General features: G+C 66.9%; 17 protein-coding genes. 4 read left to right on the top strand and 13 right to left on the bottom strand.

The window, feature by feature from the left end:
• Positions 1-65 precede the first annotated feature (65 nt).
• Genes ncot_RS08410 through ncot_RS08365 form a run of 10 tightly spaced genes read right to left on the bottom strand, consistent with a single transcriptional unit; the run spans position 66 to position 10,251 of the window.
• Complete coding sequence (locus tag ncot_RS08410; protein WP_168617208.1) at positions 66-890, bottom strand: hypothetical protein; 825 nt, start codon at positions 888-890, stop codon at positions 66-68.
• Complete coding sequence (locus ncot_RS08405; RefSeq protein WP_168617207.1) at positions 887-1,471, bottom strand: hypothetical protein; 585 nt, start codon at positions 1,469-1,471, stop codon at positions 887-889. The genes ncot_RS08410 and ncot_RS08405 overlap by 4 nt, the downstream gene beginning before the upstream one ends.
• A complete protein-coding gene (locus tag ncot_RS08400) occupies positions 1,468-2,742 on the bottom strand; it encodes an MlaD family protein (protein ID WP_168617206.1) in 1,275 nt (424 codons plus the stop codon). Before ncot_RS08400 ends, ncot_RS08405 begins: the two co-directional genes overlap by 4 nt.
• Positions 2,742-4,103, bottom strand: coding sequence for an MCE family protein (locus tag ncot_RS08395; protein ID WP_168617205.1), 1,362 nt, complete (start codon positions 4,101-4,103; stop codon positions 2,742-2,744). Before ncot_RS08395 ends, ncot_RS08400 begins: the two co-directional genes overlap by 1 nt.
• Positions 4,103-5,293: an MCE family protein gene (locus tag ncot_RS08390; protein WP_168617204.1), complete on the bottom strand. Its 1,191-nt coding sequence runs from the start codon at positions 5,291-5,293 to the stop codon at positions 4,103-4,105. The genes ncot_RS08395 and ncot_RS08390 overlap by 1 nt, the downstream gene beginning before the upstream one ends.
• Before the next feature lies 1 nt (position 5,294).
• On the bottom strand, positions 5,295-6,278 hold the full coding sequence (locus ncot_RS08385) for an MCE family protein (protein WP_168617203.1): 984 nt from the start codon (positions 6,276-6,278) through the stop codon (positions 5,295-5,297).
• Positions 6,278-7,345, bottom strand: coding sequence for an MCE family protein (locus tag ncot_RS08380; RefSeq protein WP_168617202.1), 1,068 nt, complete (start codon positions 7,343-7,345; stop codon positions 6,278-6,280). The genes ncot_RS08385 and ncot_RS08380 overlap by 1 nt, the downstream gene beginning before the upstream one ends.
• Positions 7,342-8,685: an MCE family protein gene (locus ncot_RS08375; RefSeq protein WP_168617201.1), complete on the bottom strand. Its 1,344-nt coding sequence runs from the start codon at positions 8,683-8,685 to the stop codon at positions 7,342-7,344. Before ncot_RS08375 ends, ncot_RS08380 begins: the two co-directional genes overlap by 4 nt.
• Positions 8,686-8,689: 4 nt before the next feature.
• Positions 8,690-9,529, bottom strand: a complete 840-nt coding sequence (locus tag ncot_RS08370; protein ID WP_168617200.1) for an ABC transporter permease — start codon at positions 9,527-9,529, stop codon at positions 8,690-8,692.
• Positions 9,529-10,251, bottom strand: coding sequence for an ABC transporter permease (locus ncot_RS08365; protein ID WP_168619242.1), 723 nt, complete (start codon positions 10,249-10,251; stop codon positions 9,529-9,531). The genes ncot_RS08370 and ncot_RS08365 overlap by 1 nt, the downstream gene beginning before the upstream one ends.
• A gap of 268 nt (positions 10,252-10,519) precedes the next feature.
• On the opposite strand from ncot_RS08365, the gene ncot_RS08360 reads away from it, so the two are divergent.
• Positions 10,520-11,062 (top strand): DUF1707 domain-containing protein, encoded by a 543-nt coding sequence (locus ncot_RS08360; protein WP_168617199.1) that lies wholly within the window; start codon positions 10,520-10,522, stop codon positions 11,060-11,062.
• Between the two features lie 23 nt (positions 11,063-11,085).
• Here the strand turns inward: ncot_RS08360 and ncot_RS08355 are convergent, their stop codons facing one another.
• From ncot_RS08355 to uvrB, 3 genes are read right to left on the bottom strand one after another with little or no spacing between them, the layout of a single operon-like run.
• On the bottom strand, positions 11,086-11,508 hold the full coding sequence (locus tag ncot_RS08355; protein WP_168617198.1) for a DivIVA domain-containing protein: 423 nt from the start codon (positions 11,506-11,508) through the stop codon (positions 11,086-11,088).
• The gene (locus ncot_RS08350; protein ID WP_168617197.1) at positions 11,505-11,876 is read right to left on the bottom strand and encodes an MmcQ/YjbR family DNA-binding protein; all 372 of its coding nucleotides are present in this window, start codon (positions 11,874-11,876) and stop codon (positions 11,505-11,507) included. The genes ncot_RS08355 and ncot_RS08350 overlap by 4 nt, the downstream gene beginning before the upstream one ends.
• Before the next feature lie 56 nt (positions 11,877-11,932).
• Positions 11,933-14,056, bottom strand: a complete 2,124-nt coding sequence (gene uvrB, locus ncot_RS08345; RefSeq protein WP_168617196.1) for an excinuclease ABC subunit UvrB — start codon at positions 14,054-14,056, stop codon at positions 11,933-11,935.
• 63 nt (positions 14,057-14,119) lie between these two features.
• Between uvrB and ncot_RS08340 the strand changes: the two genes are divergently transcribed.
• From ncot_RS08340 to ncot_RS08330, 3 genes are read left to right on the top strand one after another with little or no spacing between them, the layout of a single operon-like run.
• Entirely contained in the window at positions 14,120-15,379 is a 1,260-nt protein-coding gene (locus ncot_RS08340; RefSeq protein WP_168617195.1) for a phospholipase D-like domain-containing protein, read from the top strand.
• Between the two features lie 16 nt (positions 15,380-15,395).
• Positions 15,396-16,283 carry an SDR family oxidoreductase gene (locus tag ncot_RS08335; RefSeq protein ID WP_168617194.1) on the top strand — a complete coding sequence of 296 codons (888 nt, stop codon included), beginning with the start codon at positions 15,396-15,398 and terminating at the stop codon, positions 16,281-16,283.
• Positions 16,280-16,834, top strand: coding sequence for a carboxymuconolactone decarboxylase family protein (locus ncot_RS08330; RefSeq protein ID WP_168617193.1), 555 nt, complete (start codon positions 16,280-16,282; stop codon positions 16,832-16,834). Before ncot_RS08335 ends, ncot_RS08330 begins: the two co-directional genes overlap by 4 nt.
• Positions 16,835-16,839: the final 5 nt, after the last annotated feature.

Genomic DNA, 16,839 nt, shown 5'->3' with positions numbered 1-16,839 from the left:
GTCGGAACGGGAAGTCCGCGTCCACGATCCGAACCCGCCGGGAGGACCGGCTCGACCGACAGGGGTCAGAGTGCCTTGAGCTCGTCGATCAGCCATCCGCTGTCGCTGCGCACCATCCGGACCATGACCCGGACCGGATAGATCTCGGGGCCGGTCCGCTGCTTGCCCTCACCCTTGTAGACGTACTGGTTGAGGAACAACAACGTGGCGACCTCGTCGGGTGTCGCTTCCACGACCGAGGTGCCGACCACCGCGAAGTCATACTCGGCCTTGCTCTTCAGGAAGAGGTCACGACTGTCCTTCGTGGTGCTGGCGTACTCCTTCTCGAAGTTGTCGGTGATCAGCTTCCGGGCATCCTCGAGGTTCTGGTCGTAGTCCTTCCAGGACACGTTCAGGATCTCGGTGACGCTCTTCATCGCGACGTCGTTGGCATCACGCCAGTCGGCCATCGGCACGATGATCGGGTCGTCGTGGACCACGTAGTCCTCCTCGAAGGAGAGCACGTGCTGCCGGTCGTCACCACCGCTGTAGCGGGACCAGGCCCAGACGCCGGACTCGACCACGCCGACCACCAGCAGGGCGACCAGCAGGCCCAGCAGCACCCGAGTCGTGCGGGGACTGCTCAACGCTCCCGGCTCGCGGTCGACCGCGTCCTCAGCGCGCCGCGGTCGTCGACCGGTGGCCGGCGTGCTCGCAGCTGGGGCGGCTTCCGCCGGTGCACGGTCAGGCGCCTGCACGGCTCCCGCGGTCCGCACCGGGCGAGCCTGCTCGCCCTGCTCCGGGTCGGGACGAACGGAACGTCCTGCCACGCGACGCGGGGCGGTCGAGGGACTGCGCGATCCCGCAACCGGGCGCCGCGACTGCTTCTTGTCGTCTGTCATGTCGTTCACCCCACGAACTGGACGTCGTTGACCAACCACTGGTCATCGGTCTTGGTGAGGTCGAGCTGGAGTCGCAGGTTGCGTTCCACCTTCTTGTTCTTCGTGCTCTTGTTGCGCACCGTTCCGTTGGTGGCCACCAGCACCCGGGCCGTGTAGTCCGAGGCCGCGACGACACCGGCCGACAGGACGGTGCCCTCCATGACGGAGTGGTTGCGCTTCATCAACGTGCGCAGACCCTTCTCCGACTTGCCGTACTGCTTGGCGAAGGCGCCGGTCGACTTCTCCTCGACCGAGGTGATGGCTTCGTCGATCTCCCGGTAGTCGAGGTTGACGAACGCCGTCGCGTGTCCGGTGGCCGCGGCCAGGATGGCGCGGTAGACCCCGGGTGCGATGTCCTCCTTCGTCGGTTCGGATGCCTCGTGCGAGGAGGCGATGCCGTCCACGCGCTGCTGCACCTCGGGCCACACGACGAGCACGCCGGTGAGCACGGTCGCGAAAGCGAGCACCAGCACGCCGGCGTACAGCGCCACGTTGGTGCGCAGCCGGTCCGGGGCCGCGGTGTCGCCCATGGTCTTGTGTTCTTCAGTCACTGTTGTGCCACCGGCCCCACGAGGAGCCACTTCCAGGAGTCGTCGCCGAGAATGGAGAGATTCTTCGGCGAGTGTACGGAGACGGGGTTGCCGTCCTGGTCGACGGCGCCGTCGGTCAGTCCCGTCATCGGGTCGTAGGCGCCGCGGTAGGCACGCCCGGTCGAGTTCGACCCGGCGCCCTTCTCGGGTGAGAACTGGCTGCCGCGCTGCACGGACTTGCCCGGGTTGGCACACCTGGCCGGGTAGATGGCACTGTCGGACAGGTCGTTGCCCTGTCGCCACTCCCCGACCGGCTTGTAGCCCGCGCCATGACACGGACCGGGCGTCTGGGCCAGCTGGATGTTGACGTGGCCCCACCCGTCGCCGGGGGTTCCGGTGAAGCCTCCTGCCACCGCCAGGGGGAACGAGACCAGCAGCGTCTCGATCCCGCCCAGGTGGTTGACCGCGACCTGGTTCGTGGTGATCAGGTTCGCCAGCAGGATGGGCAGGGTCGGCTCGAGGTCCTTGAGCAGGGCGTCGATCTCGCGCACCGCTCCCGGAGTGGTCTGCAGGACGGTGCGCACGTCCTTGTCACTGGTGCGGAGAGTGTCGGTCAGGGCGGCCAGGTCCCGGCTGAACGCCTTGATGTTCTCCCCCTGGCCCTGTTGGGTCCGGAGCACGGTCAGGCCCTGGTCGAGCAACCTGATCGTGTCGTCGGTGTGCGCAGCCGCCTCGTCGATGAACCTGGTGCCACCGTCGAGCAGCTCCTGCAGCGGGCGTCCCGTGTCGTGGAAGAGGACGCCGAGCTCCTTGACCACCGACGACAGGTGCTTCTTGTCCACCGACGACACGAACTCGTCGAGCGCGATCAGGACCTCGTCCTCGCCCACGGGCAGCGACTCGGGCCCACCGCTGAAGGTGTAGCCGTCCTCGGCGTACGGCGGTCGCTCGCTCTCGGGCTGGAAGTCGACGTACTGCTCTCCCACGGCGGACAGGTTGTGGACGTAGAACGCGGATCCCTCGGGGATCTCCGTGCCCTCCTCGAGGGCCATGTCCAGCTTCAGGCCGTCACGGGTCACGTGCATGCCCGAGACCTTCCCCACCTTCTTGCCCCGGTAGGTCACCTCGCTGCCCACGAACACTCCGGCCGAGTCAGGCAGGGTGGCATGGACCGTGAGTCCCCGGCCGAGGACCTTGTCGACGAAGCCCAGGTAGTTGGCGGTCACATAGACGATGCCCACTGCGCTCAGGATGCAGAACGCGACGAGACGGACCTTCACTCCGCGGGTCATCAGGCCAGCCCCTTCCCGTAGAGATCGGCGTCGCGCGTCCCGAAGGGACTCGTCGCAGCCTGTCGCAAGCCGGACAGGGCCGACAGGCCGGGGAGGTCGGGCAGGCTCGGCAGGCCCGGGAGACCGAGCAGGTCGGTCAGGTCGGCCAACGAGGGAAGCTGGTCACCGGGGAGCAGTCGCAGGATCCGGCACACGTCCTTGGTCTCGTTCTCCTGCTTCTTGCAGGCTGCCCGGAGCTCGCGGAAGAGGTCCAGGTTGGTCAGGAACTTGAGGCACGCCGGGCTGGTCAGGTCACCACTGCCCAGGCACTTGCCGAGGGCCTTCACCAGTTCACCCGGGTCCGGCAGTGAGATGACCGGCGCATCGGTGAGGTAGTTGTCGAGGTTGATGTCCAAGCGGATCTCGGTGTTCCCGTAGTCACCCTTGACGATGTCCTGGGCCTCGTCGGGGAAGGGGAAGCTGAGCATCAGCGACAGCCCGGCCGGCAGTGACTTGCCCGCCTCGTTCAGCTTGGTCATGATCGGCTTGAGCGACCGCAGAGAGGCAACCAGGTCATCCTTGGTCGCACCGATCACGCGTGTCCCGACCCGTCCCAGCTCGTCGAGCCCACCCAGCATCTTGACGAGCTCGTCGTGCTGGTCGGCGATCACCTTGACCGCCGGTCCCATCGTGTCGAGGGCCTCGCCGATCACGTCGCGCTCGTCGTTGAGGGTGCTGGCGAGGTCATTGAGCGACTCCATCGCACGGATGATGTCCGCCTTCTGGTCGTCGATCGTGCCGACCACGGAGTCCAGGCTGGACAACAGCGACCTGAGCCGGTCCGTGCGGCCGCTCATCACCTTGTTGAGCTCGCCGGTGATCGTGCCGAGCTGCGCCACTCCACCACCGCTGAGCAGGAAGGACAGCGCGCCCAGCACCTCCTCGACCTCTGGGTTGCGACCGGTCGACGCCATGTCGATGTTGTCGTTGTCCTCCAGTCGGCCGACCGCTGGCTTGGCAGGATCGGGCTCGAGGGAGACATACTTCTCGCCGAGCAGGCTGGTCTGGCGGATCATCGCGACGGCGTTGCTGGGCAGCTCGACGTCGTCGCGCACACGCAAGGTCACCTTGGCGTGCCAGCCGACCCGCTCCACCTCGGTCACCTGCCCGACCGGCACGTCGTCCACCATCACCGGCGAGCGCGGGACCACGTTGAGGACGTCCTCGAACTCAGCGGTCACCTCGTAGGACTCGTCCTCGTCCAGGCCACCGGAGCCCGGCAGCGGCAGGTCGTAGGCGCCGTCGAACTTGCAGCTCGACAGGAGCACGGCCAGGACCACGGCCATCACCACGAGGACGCGCGCCTTCAACCGTCGCCTCATCAGCGTGCTCCCGTCAGGTCGGCGAGCGTGGTGCCGGAGTCGGGCGCGTACTGCCCCACGGACTGCGGGCCCGACCGGTCGTCGGCCGGGGTCCGGCTGGCGGCGGGCTGGCCCTGGCTGGCCTTGGACACGACCGGTTCGAGGATCTGCTTGAACAGCTTGCAGGCCAGGTCCTTGCTCACCTTCGGGAGCTCCGACTGCTGGACGACCGCGCAGAGGAAGCCGTCCGAGTCGGCGACGTTGCCCTGGAACCCGAACCGTGAGCCGATCGACCCGGACTTCTCGTCGAAGGCGAGGATCAGGTTGCTGATGCCGACCGGGCCGGCGGTCAGCGCCAGGTCGAGGGCGTCCTTCTCCGAGGCGATGTTCTTGGCCACGCGCGTGAGCTTCTCGACGTCGGTGCTGATCGCCTGACGGTTGGTCTTGATGAATGTCTTCACCGATCCCACTGCCTTGGCGACGGAAGAGAGCGCCTGCTCCAGCTCCTCGCGTTCGTCGGCCAGGTCGGCGGAGACGCCAGCCAGGTCCTTCATGAACGCCACGACGTACTTGTCGTTCCTCGCCAGCGTCTGGGTGAAGTTCGCCAGGTGCTCGACCGTGTCGAACAGGTCACCGCTGCCGTTGCCGAAGGTGACGGCGGCGCGGGCCAGGTCGTTGATCATCTTGTTGCCCTTGGCCCCCTTGCCCTTGAGGTTCTGGTCCGCGACCTTGAGCAGGTGGTTCAGCGTGCCGTCGGAGTTGGCCCCGTTGGGGCCCAGCGCCGTGGTGAGGTCGCGCAGGCCGGAGTAGATCCGATCGAGCTCCACCGGCACCCCGGTGTCGGCCAGCTTGATGTCTGCCGCATCCGCCAGCACCGCACCCGAGGTGTAGGCGGGCGTCAGCTGCACGAAGCGGTCGGCCACCAGGGTGGGGGTGATGATCACTGCCTTGGCGTCGTCGGGCAGCTTCACCTCGGCGTCGTACTCCATGTCGACCCGCACGGAGTTGCCCTCGGGAACCACCGCGGTGACCTTGCCGACGGTCACGCCGAGCACCCGGACGTCGGTGTTCTCGAAGATGCTCACCGCACGCGGGAAGTGTGCCGAGACCGTCTTGGTCTCCTCGGAGTCACGGATCGTGAGGAAGGTCGCAGCGAGCAGCAGCAGGGCGACCGCGACCGCCAAGAGCTTCACGTTGATCTGTCGGAGCACGTCAGCCCACCGTCCCGACCTGGGAGAACTCGCCGGTGGCCAGGCCGGCCAGGTTCACCACGTAGGCGTCGAACCAGGGACCGGTGCCGATGATGTTCCCCAGGATGTCGGCATAGGGGCCGTAGGCGTTCAGCGTGGCCTTGAGCTCCTTCTCCTTGGAGTTGAGGAAGTCGAGCAGGTCGTCCACCTCCTTGAGCGCGGGTGCGATCTGGGCCTGGTTGTCGTCCACCACCCCCCGCAGCTCCTTGGCCAGGATGTTGGCGTTGACCAGCAGTCGGTGCACGGCCGCCTTGCGCGAGCGCAGCTCCTTGAACACCAGGTCCGCGTTCTTCATCAGGTTGACGACATCCTTCTTGCGGTCGTCGAGGATCTTGCTGACCGATGCCGATCCTTCGAGCAGGGTCTGCAGCTCCTTGTCACGACCGGCGACCGACTCGGAGAGACGCGAGATCCCGGTGAAGGCCGCGTCGACCTCGGGCCCGGCGGACTCGATGGTCGAACCGACCGTGTTGAGGGCCTTCTTCAGCTGGGGGATATCGATCCGCTCGCTGGTCGAGGTGAGGTCGCCGAGCACACCGACGATGTCGTAGGCCGACTCGGTGCGCGAGACCGGGATCACCTCGTCGCCCTCGAGCTGGCCCTTCCCCGCCGGGGTCAGCTCGAGGTACTTCTCGCCGAGGAGGTTGAGCACCTCGACCGAGGCACGGCTCTCCTTGCCGAACTCGACGCCGTGGTCGACCTCGAAGGTGACCAGGACCCTGTCACCCCGCAGCTCGATGTCCTGGACCCGCCCGGCGCGGATCCCGCCGACCTGGACGATGTTCCCCTTGCGCAGCCCTCCGGCGTCCTTGAACTCGGCCTGGAAGCTGTCTCCTCCGAAGCCGGGGAACTTCGACAGGTTGAACGCGGCGGCCACGATCAGCAGTGCGATGACGAGAGTGATCGCACCCATGCGCAGGATCTGCGCCTCGGAGTACTTGCGCATCACTGACACCTCGCAGCGTTGGACTTGATCTTGAAGTTCCCGATCTGGTCCTGGAGCTTGTCGAGGAGCGGGATGTCGCTGACGACGGGGAGCTTGATCCGCACGGAGGCCGCACAGAGGTAGTAGTTGTACCAGGATCCGTAGGTGCCGGTCCGGGTCTGGTCGGTCATGCTCTCCGGCAGCCGGTCGAGGAGGTCACCGAGCATCTTCTCGCTCGCCGGCTGGGTCAGGAGGTCGGCCAGCTTCCGCAGCTCGGCCACGTCTGCCTTGAGCCACGGTCGGGACTCCTTCAGCAGCCCGGCCACTACCTCGGTGAGGTCTGAGATGTTGTCCAGGGAGCTCCCGATCGTCTTGCGGTCACGGGCCAGGTCGGACATCCAGCCCTTGAGCTCGACGATCAGGTCCTTGAGCTCGGTGTGCCGGTCGTTGACGGTGTCCATGGTCTGGCTGAGATTGGTGATCACGTCGCCGATCAGCTTGTCGCGGTCGGCGAGGCCGTTGGTCAGGGAGGCGGTGTTGGCCAAGAGGCTCTGGACCGTTCCACCCTCGCCCTGGAGCACGCGCACCAGGTTCAGCGAGAGCTCGTCGACCTGATCGGGCTGCAGGGCGGTGAACAGCGGCTTGAACCCGTTGAACAGGACGGTCAGGTCCAGGGCCGGGCTCGTGTTGCTGATCGGGATGACATCGTCCTCGTCGAGCCCGGGCGCCTCACCGTCCTTGCCCTCCTCGATGGCCAGGTAGCGATCCCCCACGAGGTTCTTGAAGCGGATCTCGGCCCTCGTCGAGGTGGTCATCGGGACGTCGGCCTTCACCCGGAAGGTGACCAGGGCGTGGTTCCGCTCGTGGTGCTCCACCTCCTTCACCTCGCCCACGGAGACGCCGGCGATGCGCACGTCGTCGCCCTTCTCCAGCATCGAGGCGTTGGAGAACACCGCCTGGTAGGTCTTCCCCGCGCCGAATCCGACGTTGCCCATGATCGCGGCCAGCAGGCCGGTGACCAGCAGGCTCACAAGGGTGAAGATGCCGAGCTTGATGCCGGCGGCGATGGTGGTGGAGTTGCGACTCATCCGGTCACCTCCGAGCCACGGACCAACGGACCGTAGAGCAGGGACGGCATCGAGCCGTAGCTGTCGGCAGCTCGCCCCGAGCTCGCCGCCAGGAGGGCGCCGGTCACCTTCTGGTCGGCCTTCGTCCCGACCTCCCCCATGGTCGTGTTGCGACGGGACGCGGCGCTGATGCCGAGGAGGTCGAGGAGCTTGGCAGGGTCCTGCAGGAACGAGGTCGGCGAGTCGTCGAGGGTCCGGTCGTCACCGTCGTCGAGGGGGATCTCCTGGATGGGCACCGGCGGGTTGGGCAGCCCCGCACACCACGGCCCGTGACCAACCTCGCCGTAGACGGGGCGGTCGGCTGCCGTGTAGCCGGCGTACTGGGTGGCGCCCAGCTCGACGTACTGCTTGACCCGGTCGCCGGAGAACATGTCACCGAGGTAGTCGTCGTACTTGTCGAGGCCCTCCAGGAGGCAGGGGAACTCGGGCGAGTAGACGGCGAGGAGGTTGAGGATCGGCTCCGTCAGCTCGGTGACACGGATCAGGTCCGCCTCGTTGTCCCTGAGGATCCTGGTGGTGGTGTCGGCCAGCCCGGTGACGTCGGCGAAGAACGTCCCGAGGTCCTTCCTGTTCTCCAGCACCGTCTTGCTGGTGACCGTCGCGTTGCGGAGCACGTCGATCAGGTCCGGCGCCGCGATCGAGTAGGTCTGGGCGACGTCCGCCAGCAGGATCAGGTCCTGGCGCAACGTCGGCAGGTGGCTGTCGATGGCCTCGAGGTAGCTCCCGAGCTTGTCCATCGTCTCGCCGATCTCCTCACCGCGGCCGCTCAGTGCGGTGGACAGGGCACTGAGCGTGGCATTGAGGTCGGAGGGACGCACCGACCGCAGCAGCGGGAAGAGGTTGGACAGGATGCGGCTCAGCTCGACATTGGTCTCGACCCGGTCCGAGGTGATCACGTCTCCGTCCGACAATGCCTCCTGCGCCGGGGCGTCCGGGTCCACGAACGAGATGAACTTCTGGCCGAACAGCGTGGTCGGCAGGATCTCGACCGAGACGTTGGACGGAATCCTGCGCGCTGCTTCGGGCTTGAGCCCGACCTTGATCGAGGCCTGCTCGCCGTCCTGCTCGATCGAGCGGACCTGCCCCACGAGAACGCCGTGCACGCGCACGTCGCCGAACTTGGCCAGCTGCAACCCAGCACGGTCGGCCTTGATGGTGATCATCGTGACCGGTTCGAAGACCTTCTGGTAGACCGCGATCGAGGTGCCGATGAAGGTCGCGATCAGGGTCAGGAAGACGACGCCGAAGAGCATCAGGCGTCGGTGCTCCGCGGCGTTGCCGTGGTGAAGGTTGACCAGCACAGTGCTACCCCGTGATCCTCACCGTGGTGGTCGATCCCCAGATCGCGAAGCTCAGGAAGAAGTCCGCCACGACGATCCAGACGATGGAGGTCCGGATCGCCCGGCCCACGGCAAGGCCCACCCCTGCGGGGCCACCGGATGCGGTGTAGCCGTAGTAGCAGTGGATGAGGATGACCGAGACCGCCAGGAACAACAGCTTGAAGAACGACCACAGCATGTCGATCGGTGGGAGGAACTGGATGAAGTAGTGGTCGTAGGTGCCCGACGACTGGCCGTACATCAACGTGGTGATCAGGCGCGGGGAGAGGTAGGACGCGGACAGCGCCACGATGTAGAGCGGGATGACGGCGATGAACGCGGCGATCATCCGCGTGGTGACCAGGAACGGGAGCGAGGGCACCCCCATCACCTCGAGGGCGTCGATCTCCTCGGAGATGCGCATCGCACCCAGGCGGGCGGTGTAGCCGCAGCCCACGGTGGCGGCGAGCGCGATCGAGGAGACGAGCGGCGCCACTTCACGGGTGTTGAAGTAGGCCGAGATGAACGCACTGAACTTCGCCACGCCGATCTGGCTGAGCGACGCGTAGCCCTGGATCCCGACCTCGGTGCCGGCGAAGAAGGCCAGGAACGCAATCACCCCGACCGTGCCTGCGATGACCGACAGACCACCCGCTCCGAAGGTGACCTCAGCCAAGGTGTTCCAGATCTCCCGGCGGTAGCGGCGGACCGCCCGAGGCGACCAGCTGAGCGCCTTCACGTAGAACAGGAACTGGTCGCCGTACTGCTCGAGGCTGTCGCGGCGACCCCTCACGAAGGAGGATCCCAGGGAAGTCAGTGTCGCCATCACAACCCCGGCGGCGGAATGATCTGGAAGTAGATGGCAGTGATGATCGCGTTCATGAAGAACAGCAACATGAAGGCGATGATCACGGACTCGTTGACGGCGCGTCCGACACCGCTGGGGCCGCCCCCTGCGTTGAGTCCCTTGTGGGCGCCGACCACGGCGGCGAGCCAACCGAACACCGCAGCCTTGATCATCGCGATCCACAGGTCAGGCAGCGACGCCAACGCCGTGAACGACGACAGGAACGCTCCCGCAGACCCACCCTGGATGACGACGGTGAAGAAGTAGCCGCCACCGATGCCGGCGGAGATGACCAGCCCGTTGATCATCAACGCCACGAAGACCGTGGCACACACGCGAGGAGCCACCAGGCGCTCGAGGGGGTCGATGCCGAGAACCTCCATGGCATCGATCTCCTCGCGGATCTTGCGGGCACCCATGTCGGAGCAGATCGCGGATCCGGCGGCTCCGGCGATGATCAGGGCGGCGGCGATCGGTGCCGCCTCGCGGACGACCGCCAGCACTGCCGTGGCCCCGGCGAAGGACTGGGCGCCGAGCTGGCCCGTGAGGTTGCCGACCTGGAGCGAGATCACCGCACCGAACGGGATCGAGACCAGGATCGTGGGCATCAGCGTGACACTGGTGATGAACCAGGCCTGCTCGATGAACTCCCGGAGCTGGAACTTGCGGGTGAAGATGATCTTGGTGACCTGGACGACCATGGCGGTGATCTCACCGGGGCCACGGACCACGGACACAGCAGAGAACCCCACCGCTCCACCTCCCGGTCCCGATTGATCGCAGCACGACTACTTGTCCGACACATCTCTTCCGCGACACCACGTCCACGGCGCTCGGCAATATTAGAACGTGTTCTCATTCTGGGCAATCCCCCTGATCACCCGCGTGAGACCTGTAACGATTCCGAGGACGATTGGTGACGGCACCTCCCGACTCCCCCGCATGGCGCGAGCCACATAGTCTGGTCGCATGGCCGCCATCTGGGACGAGTTCGAGCACGATCCCCGACGCGCTGAGAATTCCGCGCTGAGGGCCGGGGACAGGGAACGCGACGTGATCCGGCGCGCCCTGGGGGACGCCTATGCCGACGGCCGTCTCGACCGAGAAGAGTTCGACACCCGCATCGACCAGGTGTCGACCGCCCGGACACTGGGCGACCTGCCGGACCTCGTGAAGGACCTGGTGCCCGTCACTGCGACGAGCACCACGGCCGCCACGCGCAGGGACCAGGCGGTGAACGCCTACGCGAAGGACCGCAAGGATGCCTTGTGGACGTTCCTCTCCGTCTCGCTCCTGTGCTGGGTGATCTGGGTCGCGACGAGCTTCGGTGACGGCGGGTTCGACCCGTACTTCCCGTGGCCGCTCTTCCCCATGCTCGGAACCGGCATCAACGTGGGACGGATGGTCTTCATGCGCAACGAGATCATCGCCCAGGAGGTCAGGTCGCTCGAGAAGAAGGAGCGCAAGGCCCTCGAGAGGGATGCCCGGGGCGAGCTGCGCCCGCCCGAGTGACCTGCCCCGCCGGGTGCCGTGACTCAGCGGCGGAAGAGGCGCCCGATCAGGCCGCGTTGCTCCTCGATCACGCCCGGCTCGACGGCCTGGGCCTCGGGGACCGGTTGCACAGGAACGGCCGAGTCCATCTCGGCCCCATCCGGCTCGGCGACCGGGGCGGACGGCACGGGCCCAGCGGTGGCATCGAGGGCCGGCAGGGCCTTCGAGTCGAGGACCACGTGGTCCAGGAAGCGGTCGACCTCGTGCGCCTGGTAGCCCTCTCGGAAACGCACCGTCGAGAAGCGCACCATGTCCACCAGCGGCTCAACCGGCCGTCCTTGCCGAAGGGCAACGACCAGGGCGTCGAGGAAGTCGTCGACGTGGGTCATGTCGTAGCTGCTGCGGGTGCGCACCGGCGTGAAGATGGCCGCGTTGATCTTCTCGATCAGCTCCTCGCGATCGGTCACTGGTCAGTCTCCTCTGCAGTGGGACGCAACTTCTTCGGCAGCTTCGACACCACTGTGGCATATGAGTCCTCCACGGCAGCCACCAACTCGTCGTCGGGAATGGCGCCACGGAACTGCAGGTCGTTCCAGCCGGAACGACCGATGTAGCGCATCGCCGACGCGTCGCCGGGATATCGCTGCAGCCACTCGTCGGCCACGTCCCGGTCGGCGCCGCACTTGACGCCGACACCCGATTCACCGAGGAAGGCGAAGATCTTGCCCCGCTCCCCCGGGCCGACCTTGATCACCGGGTGGTCGTGACCCCAGGGGTTGTCGGGCCAGGCTCCCGGCAGTGACAGTGCGAACTCCTGCATCTGCTCCACGTCCATGCGCCCAACCTATGCGCACGGGGACCCGGCCTCCACTCGTCACCTTGGGCGTCTGGTCACTTCGTCGCCTCCATCATTTGGCGGAGCTCCTTCTTGAGGTCGGAGATCTCGTCGCGCAGTCGGGCAGCCACCTCGAACTGCAGCTCGGCGGCCGCGTTCTTCATCTGGTCGGTCAACGCCTGGATCAGCTCCGCCAGGTCGGCGGACGGGATCCCCGAGGTGTCGGGCGCCTCGTCGTGGATCTTGGACAGCGCCGGTGTCGGTGATGCCTTGGGCTTCACCCCGCCCGCGCGTCCCTTCTGCCCCACGTCGGCCCAGGTCTGCAACAGCTCCTGGGTGTTCTCGTCCTCACGGGCCAGCATGTCGGTGATGTCGGCGATCTTCTTGCGCAGCGGCTGGGGGTCGAGGCCCCGCTCGGTGTTGTAGGCGATCTGCTTCTCGCGGCGGCGGTTGGTCTCGTCGATCGCCCGCTCCATCGACGCGGTGATCTTGTCGGCATACATGTAGACCTGCCCGGAGACGTTGCGGGCTGCACGGCCGATGGTCTGGATGAGCGACTTGTCGGAGCGCAGGAAGCCCTCCTTGTCGGCATCGAGGATCGCCACCAGCGACACCTCGGGAAGGTCGAGTCCCTCGCGGAGCAGGTTGATGCCGACGAGCACGTCGTACTCCCCCATCCGCAGCTCCCGCAGCAGCTCGATGCGTCGCAGCGTGTCGACCTCGCTGTGCAGGTAGCGGGTGCGGATGCCGGCGTCGAGGAGGTAGTCGGTGAGGTCCTCGGACATCTTCTTCGTCAGGGTGGTGACCAGCACCCGCTCGTTCTTCTCGGCACGCTCGCGGATCTCGTGGATCAGGTCGTCGATCTGGCCCTTGGTCGGCTTGACCACGACTTCGGGGTCGACCAGGCCGGTCGGCCGGATGATCTGCTCGACCACGTCGCCCTGCACCTTGTCGAGCTCGTAGTTGCCGGGCGTCGCCGAGAGGTAGATCGTCTGGCCGATCCGCTCCAGGAACTCCTCCCACCGCAGCGGGCGGTTGTCCATGGCGCTCGGCAGCCGGAATCCGTGCTCGACCAGGTTGCGCTTGCGCGACATGTCGCCTTCGTACATCCCGCCGATCTGGGGCACCGCGACGTGGGACTCGTCGACGACGAGCAGGAAGTCCTCGGGGAAGTAGTCGAGCAAGGTGTTCGGCGCACTGCCGGGCGAGCGGCCGTCCATGTGCATGGAGTAGTTCTCGATGCCCGAGCAGGAACCCACCTGGCGCATCATCTCGATGTCGTACGTCGTGCGCATGCGCAGGCGCTGCGCCTCGAGCAGCTTGCCCTGCCGCTCGAAGGTGGCCAGCTGCTCGACGAGCTCGGCCTCGATGCCGTTGATCGCCCGCTCCATGCGCTCCGGGCCGGCCACGTAGTGGGTGGCCGGGAAGACGTAGAGCTCCTGGTCGTCGGTGATCACCTCCCCGGTGATCGGGTGCAGGGTCATCAGCCGCTCGATCTCGTCGCCGAAGAACTCGACGCGGACCGCGAGCTCCTCGTAGACCGGGAAGATCTCGAGCGTGTCACCGCGCACCCGGAAGGTGCCCCGGGTGAAGGCGAGGTCGTTGCGGGTGTACTGGATCGAGACGAGCTGGCGCAGGATCGCGTCACGGTCGTGCTCCTCCCCCACGCGCAGGCGCACCATGCGGTCGACATACTCCTGGGGGGTGCCGAGGCCGTAGATGCAGGACACCGTGGACACCACGATGACGTCGCGACGCGTCAGCAACGAGTTGGTGGCGGAGTGGCGCAGCCGCTCGACCTCCTCGTTGATCGAGGAGTCCTTCTCGATGTAGGTGTCGGTCTGCGGCACGTAGGCCTCAGGTTGGTAGTAGTCGTAGTAGCTGACGAAGTACTCGACGGCATTGTTGGGGAAGAGCCCGCGCAGCTCGTTGGCGAACTGCGCGGCAAGTGTCTTGTTGGGCTGGAGCACCAGCACCGGCCGCTGCACCTGCTCGGCCACCCAGGCCACCGTTGCCGTCTTGCCGGTGCCGGTGGCACCGAGCAGCACGATGTCGTCGACACCGTCGTTGATCCGCGACGAGATCTCCTTGATCGCCGCGGGTTGGTCACCTGCGGGTTGGTAGTCGGAGACCACGTCGAAGGGGGCCACCCGGCGCTCGAGATCGGTCACTGGTCGCATGCTGTCCAGACTAACCACCGACACTGACGACGAATCCGTGCACCGAGCCGATACATTGACGCCGTGCCCCGAACAGCCCCTGGCCGGGACCGGCTATTCACCTACGCGCGGCGTGCCCTCCTGTGCTTCTTCGGGATCCCGACCCTGTTCGCGCTGGGCCTCACGCTCGTCGACTCCTACCGGCGGCGCAACAAGAAGCCGAAGCCCTTCCCGACGACCCGGCCCACGACGGTCGCGGTCGGCGACGGCAAGGTCACCACCTACACCTTCGGCCAGGACCTCTACGACGACATGCTCGACGCCATCGAGGGTGCCGAGCGCCAGATCCTCTTCGAGACCTACATCTGGAAGGGCGACGAGGTCGGTGAGCGGTTCAAGCGTGCACTGACCGCGGCCGCCGAGCGCGGCGTCGACGTGCACATCATCTATGACGGATTCGCCAACATCGTGGTGAACCCCGCGTTCAAGCACTTCCACCCCGAGCTGAAGGTGCTCCGCTTCCCGATCTACACAGCGGGCCTGAGGTTCTTCGACCTGAGCCGCTACGGCCGGGACCACCGCAAGATCCTCGTCGTGGACGACGAGGTCGGTTTCGTCGGCGGCTACAACGTGGGCTCCCCCTACGCCACCGAGTGGCGTGACACGCACTGCCGCATCACCGGTCCCGGGGTCTGGGACCTCAAGCGTGCCTTCGCCGACTTCTGGAACCTCCACCGCCGCAAGCGCTTCCGCGCCAGCGAGCGCCCCCTGCTGCTCGAGACCGCCTCCCAGTGGGAACCTCGGATCAGGTTCCAGCGCAACGTCCCCCGGCTGTGGATGTTCCCGATCCGCGCCATGTATCTCGAGGCCATCAACCGGGCCACGGACAAGATCTGGCTGACCCACGCCTACTTCATCCCCGACCAGGACTTCGTCGACGCGATCGTCGCCGCCGCACGTCGAGGGGTCGACGTACGCCTGCTGGTCCCGGCCAAGTCGAACCACATCGTCGCCGACTGGATCTCCCGCGGCTACTTCAGCCAGCTGCTCAACGCCAGGGTCCGGATCTTCCGGTTCAAGGACGCCATGGTGCACGCCAAGACCGCGACCATCGACGGCAACTGGTCGACCGTCGGCACCGCCAACATCGACCGCCTCAGCATGACCGGCAACTACGAGGTCAACGTCGAGATCATCGACCCCGGCATGGCCCGGGCGATGGAGAAGATCTTCGAGGTCGACCTCTCCAACTCCGCCGAGCTGACCCGCGACGAGTGGGACTCCCGCGACATCTACCGACGCTTCACCGAAGCCGTGCTCACCCCGCTCCGGCCCCTGCTGTGACCATCTGAGGAGACCCATGTTCCGCCGACCGTTCGACGATCTCTCCGGCGCGCGCGTGTTCATCACCGGAGCGGCCAGCGGCATCGGTCGGGCCTGCGCCGAGCTCGCGGCCGCCGAGGGTGCGTCCGTGTTCCTCACCGACCGGAACGCCGAGGCTCTCGACACGGTCGCAGCGCAGGTCAGGACCAGTGGTGGACGGGTCCCGTTCGTCGAGGCCGCCGACATCAGCGACCACTCCGCAGTCAAGGAGATGGCCGCACGCCTCACCCGCGAGCACGGCGCCATGGACGTGGTGATGAACGTCGCCGGCATCTCCTCCTGGGGCACGGTCCAGTCCCTCGAGCACGAGCAGTGGCGCAAGATGATCGACGTCAACCTGATGGGCCCGATCCACGTCATCGAAGAGCTCGTGCCGCCGATGATCGAGGCCGGGCGGCCCGGCCACCTCGTCAACGTCTCCTCGGCCGCCGGCATCATCGGCATGCCCTGGCACGCGGCCTACTCCGCCAGCAAGTTCGGTCTGCGGGGTGTCTCGGAGGTGCTCCGCTTCGATCTCCGCCGACACCGGATCGGAGTGAGCCTGGTCTGCCCCGGAGGCGTGGACACCGGCCTCACCGAGACCATCGACATCGCCGGCGTGGACAAGGCGACTCCCGCCTTCGAGAAGGCCCACAAACGCTTCCGCTCACGCGCGGTCAGCCCGGATGCCGCAGCGGAGGCGATCCTCGACGGTGTACGCCGCAACAAGTACTGGGTCTACACCTCCAACGACATCCGGCTCATCCACTTCCTGCAGCGTCACTGCTCCCCGGCGTACGTCCTCGCGATGCGGGCGATGAACTACGGCGCCAACAGGGCGCTCCCCGCCGTCGGCCGGGCCCGGCGGACAGGCGGGCAGGCATGACCGACCCGGTCGACGACGAGACTCCTCGGCTCTCCCCCGGCGGCGTCCGTGAGGTCGGTCCGTTCATCTGGGCCTTCTCCCGTCTCGCCGGCCGCGTGTCCGGGACCGAGCCGCCGGCGGTGTTCCTGACCCTGGGCCGCAACCGCCGGCTGTTCTGGGGATGGCTGCACTTCGCCGGGCGGCTGATGCCCGGCGGCCGGCTGGCGAGGCGGGAGACCGAGCTGGTCATCCTGCGTGTCGCCGCCGACGCCGGCTCGACCTACGAGTGGAGCCAGCACGAGGGCCTGGGCTGCAAGGCCGGGTTGGGCACCTCGGAGATCGAGGCCATCGCCGGAAGGGCCGAGCACACCTGGTCCGAGCGTGACGCCGTGCTGCTCGATGCCACGGACGAGCTGCTCCGCGACGCGGACCTCAGCGACGCGACCTGGCGCAGGGTCCGCGAACACCTCGACGAGCGCACCACCCTGGAGCTGCTGATGCTGGTCGGCCACTACCGCATGCTCGCCACCACGCTCCGGGTCCTGCGGGTCCGTCCCGACCGCCGCCGCTGAAGCCA

The organism is Nocardioides sp. JQ2195 (genome assembly GCF_012272695.1).
Lineage (GTDB): Bacteria > Actinomycetota > Actinomycetes > Propionibacteriales > Nocardioidaceae > Nocardioides.
Note: the sequence above shows the minus strand (reverse complement) of the source record. Positions and strands in the feature narration are given on the sequence as shown.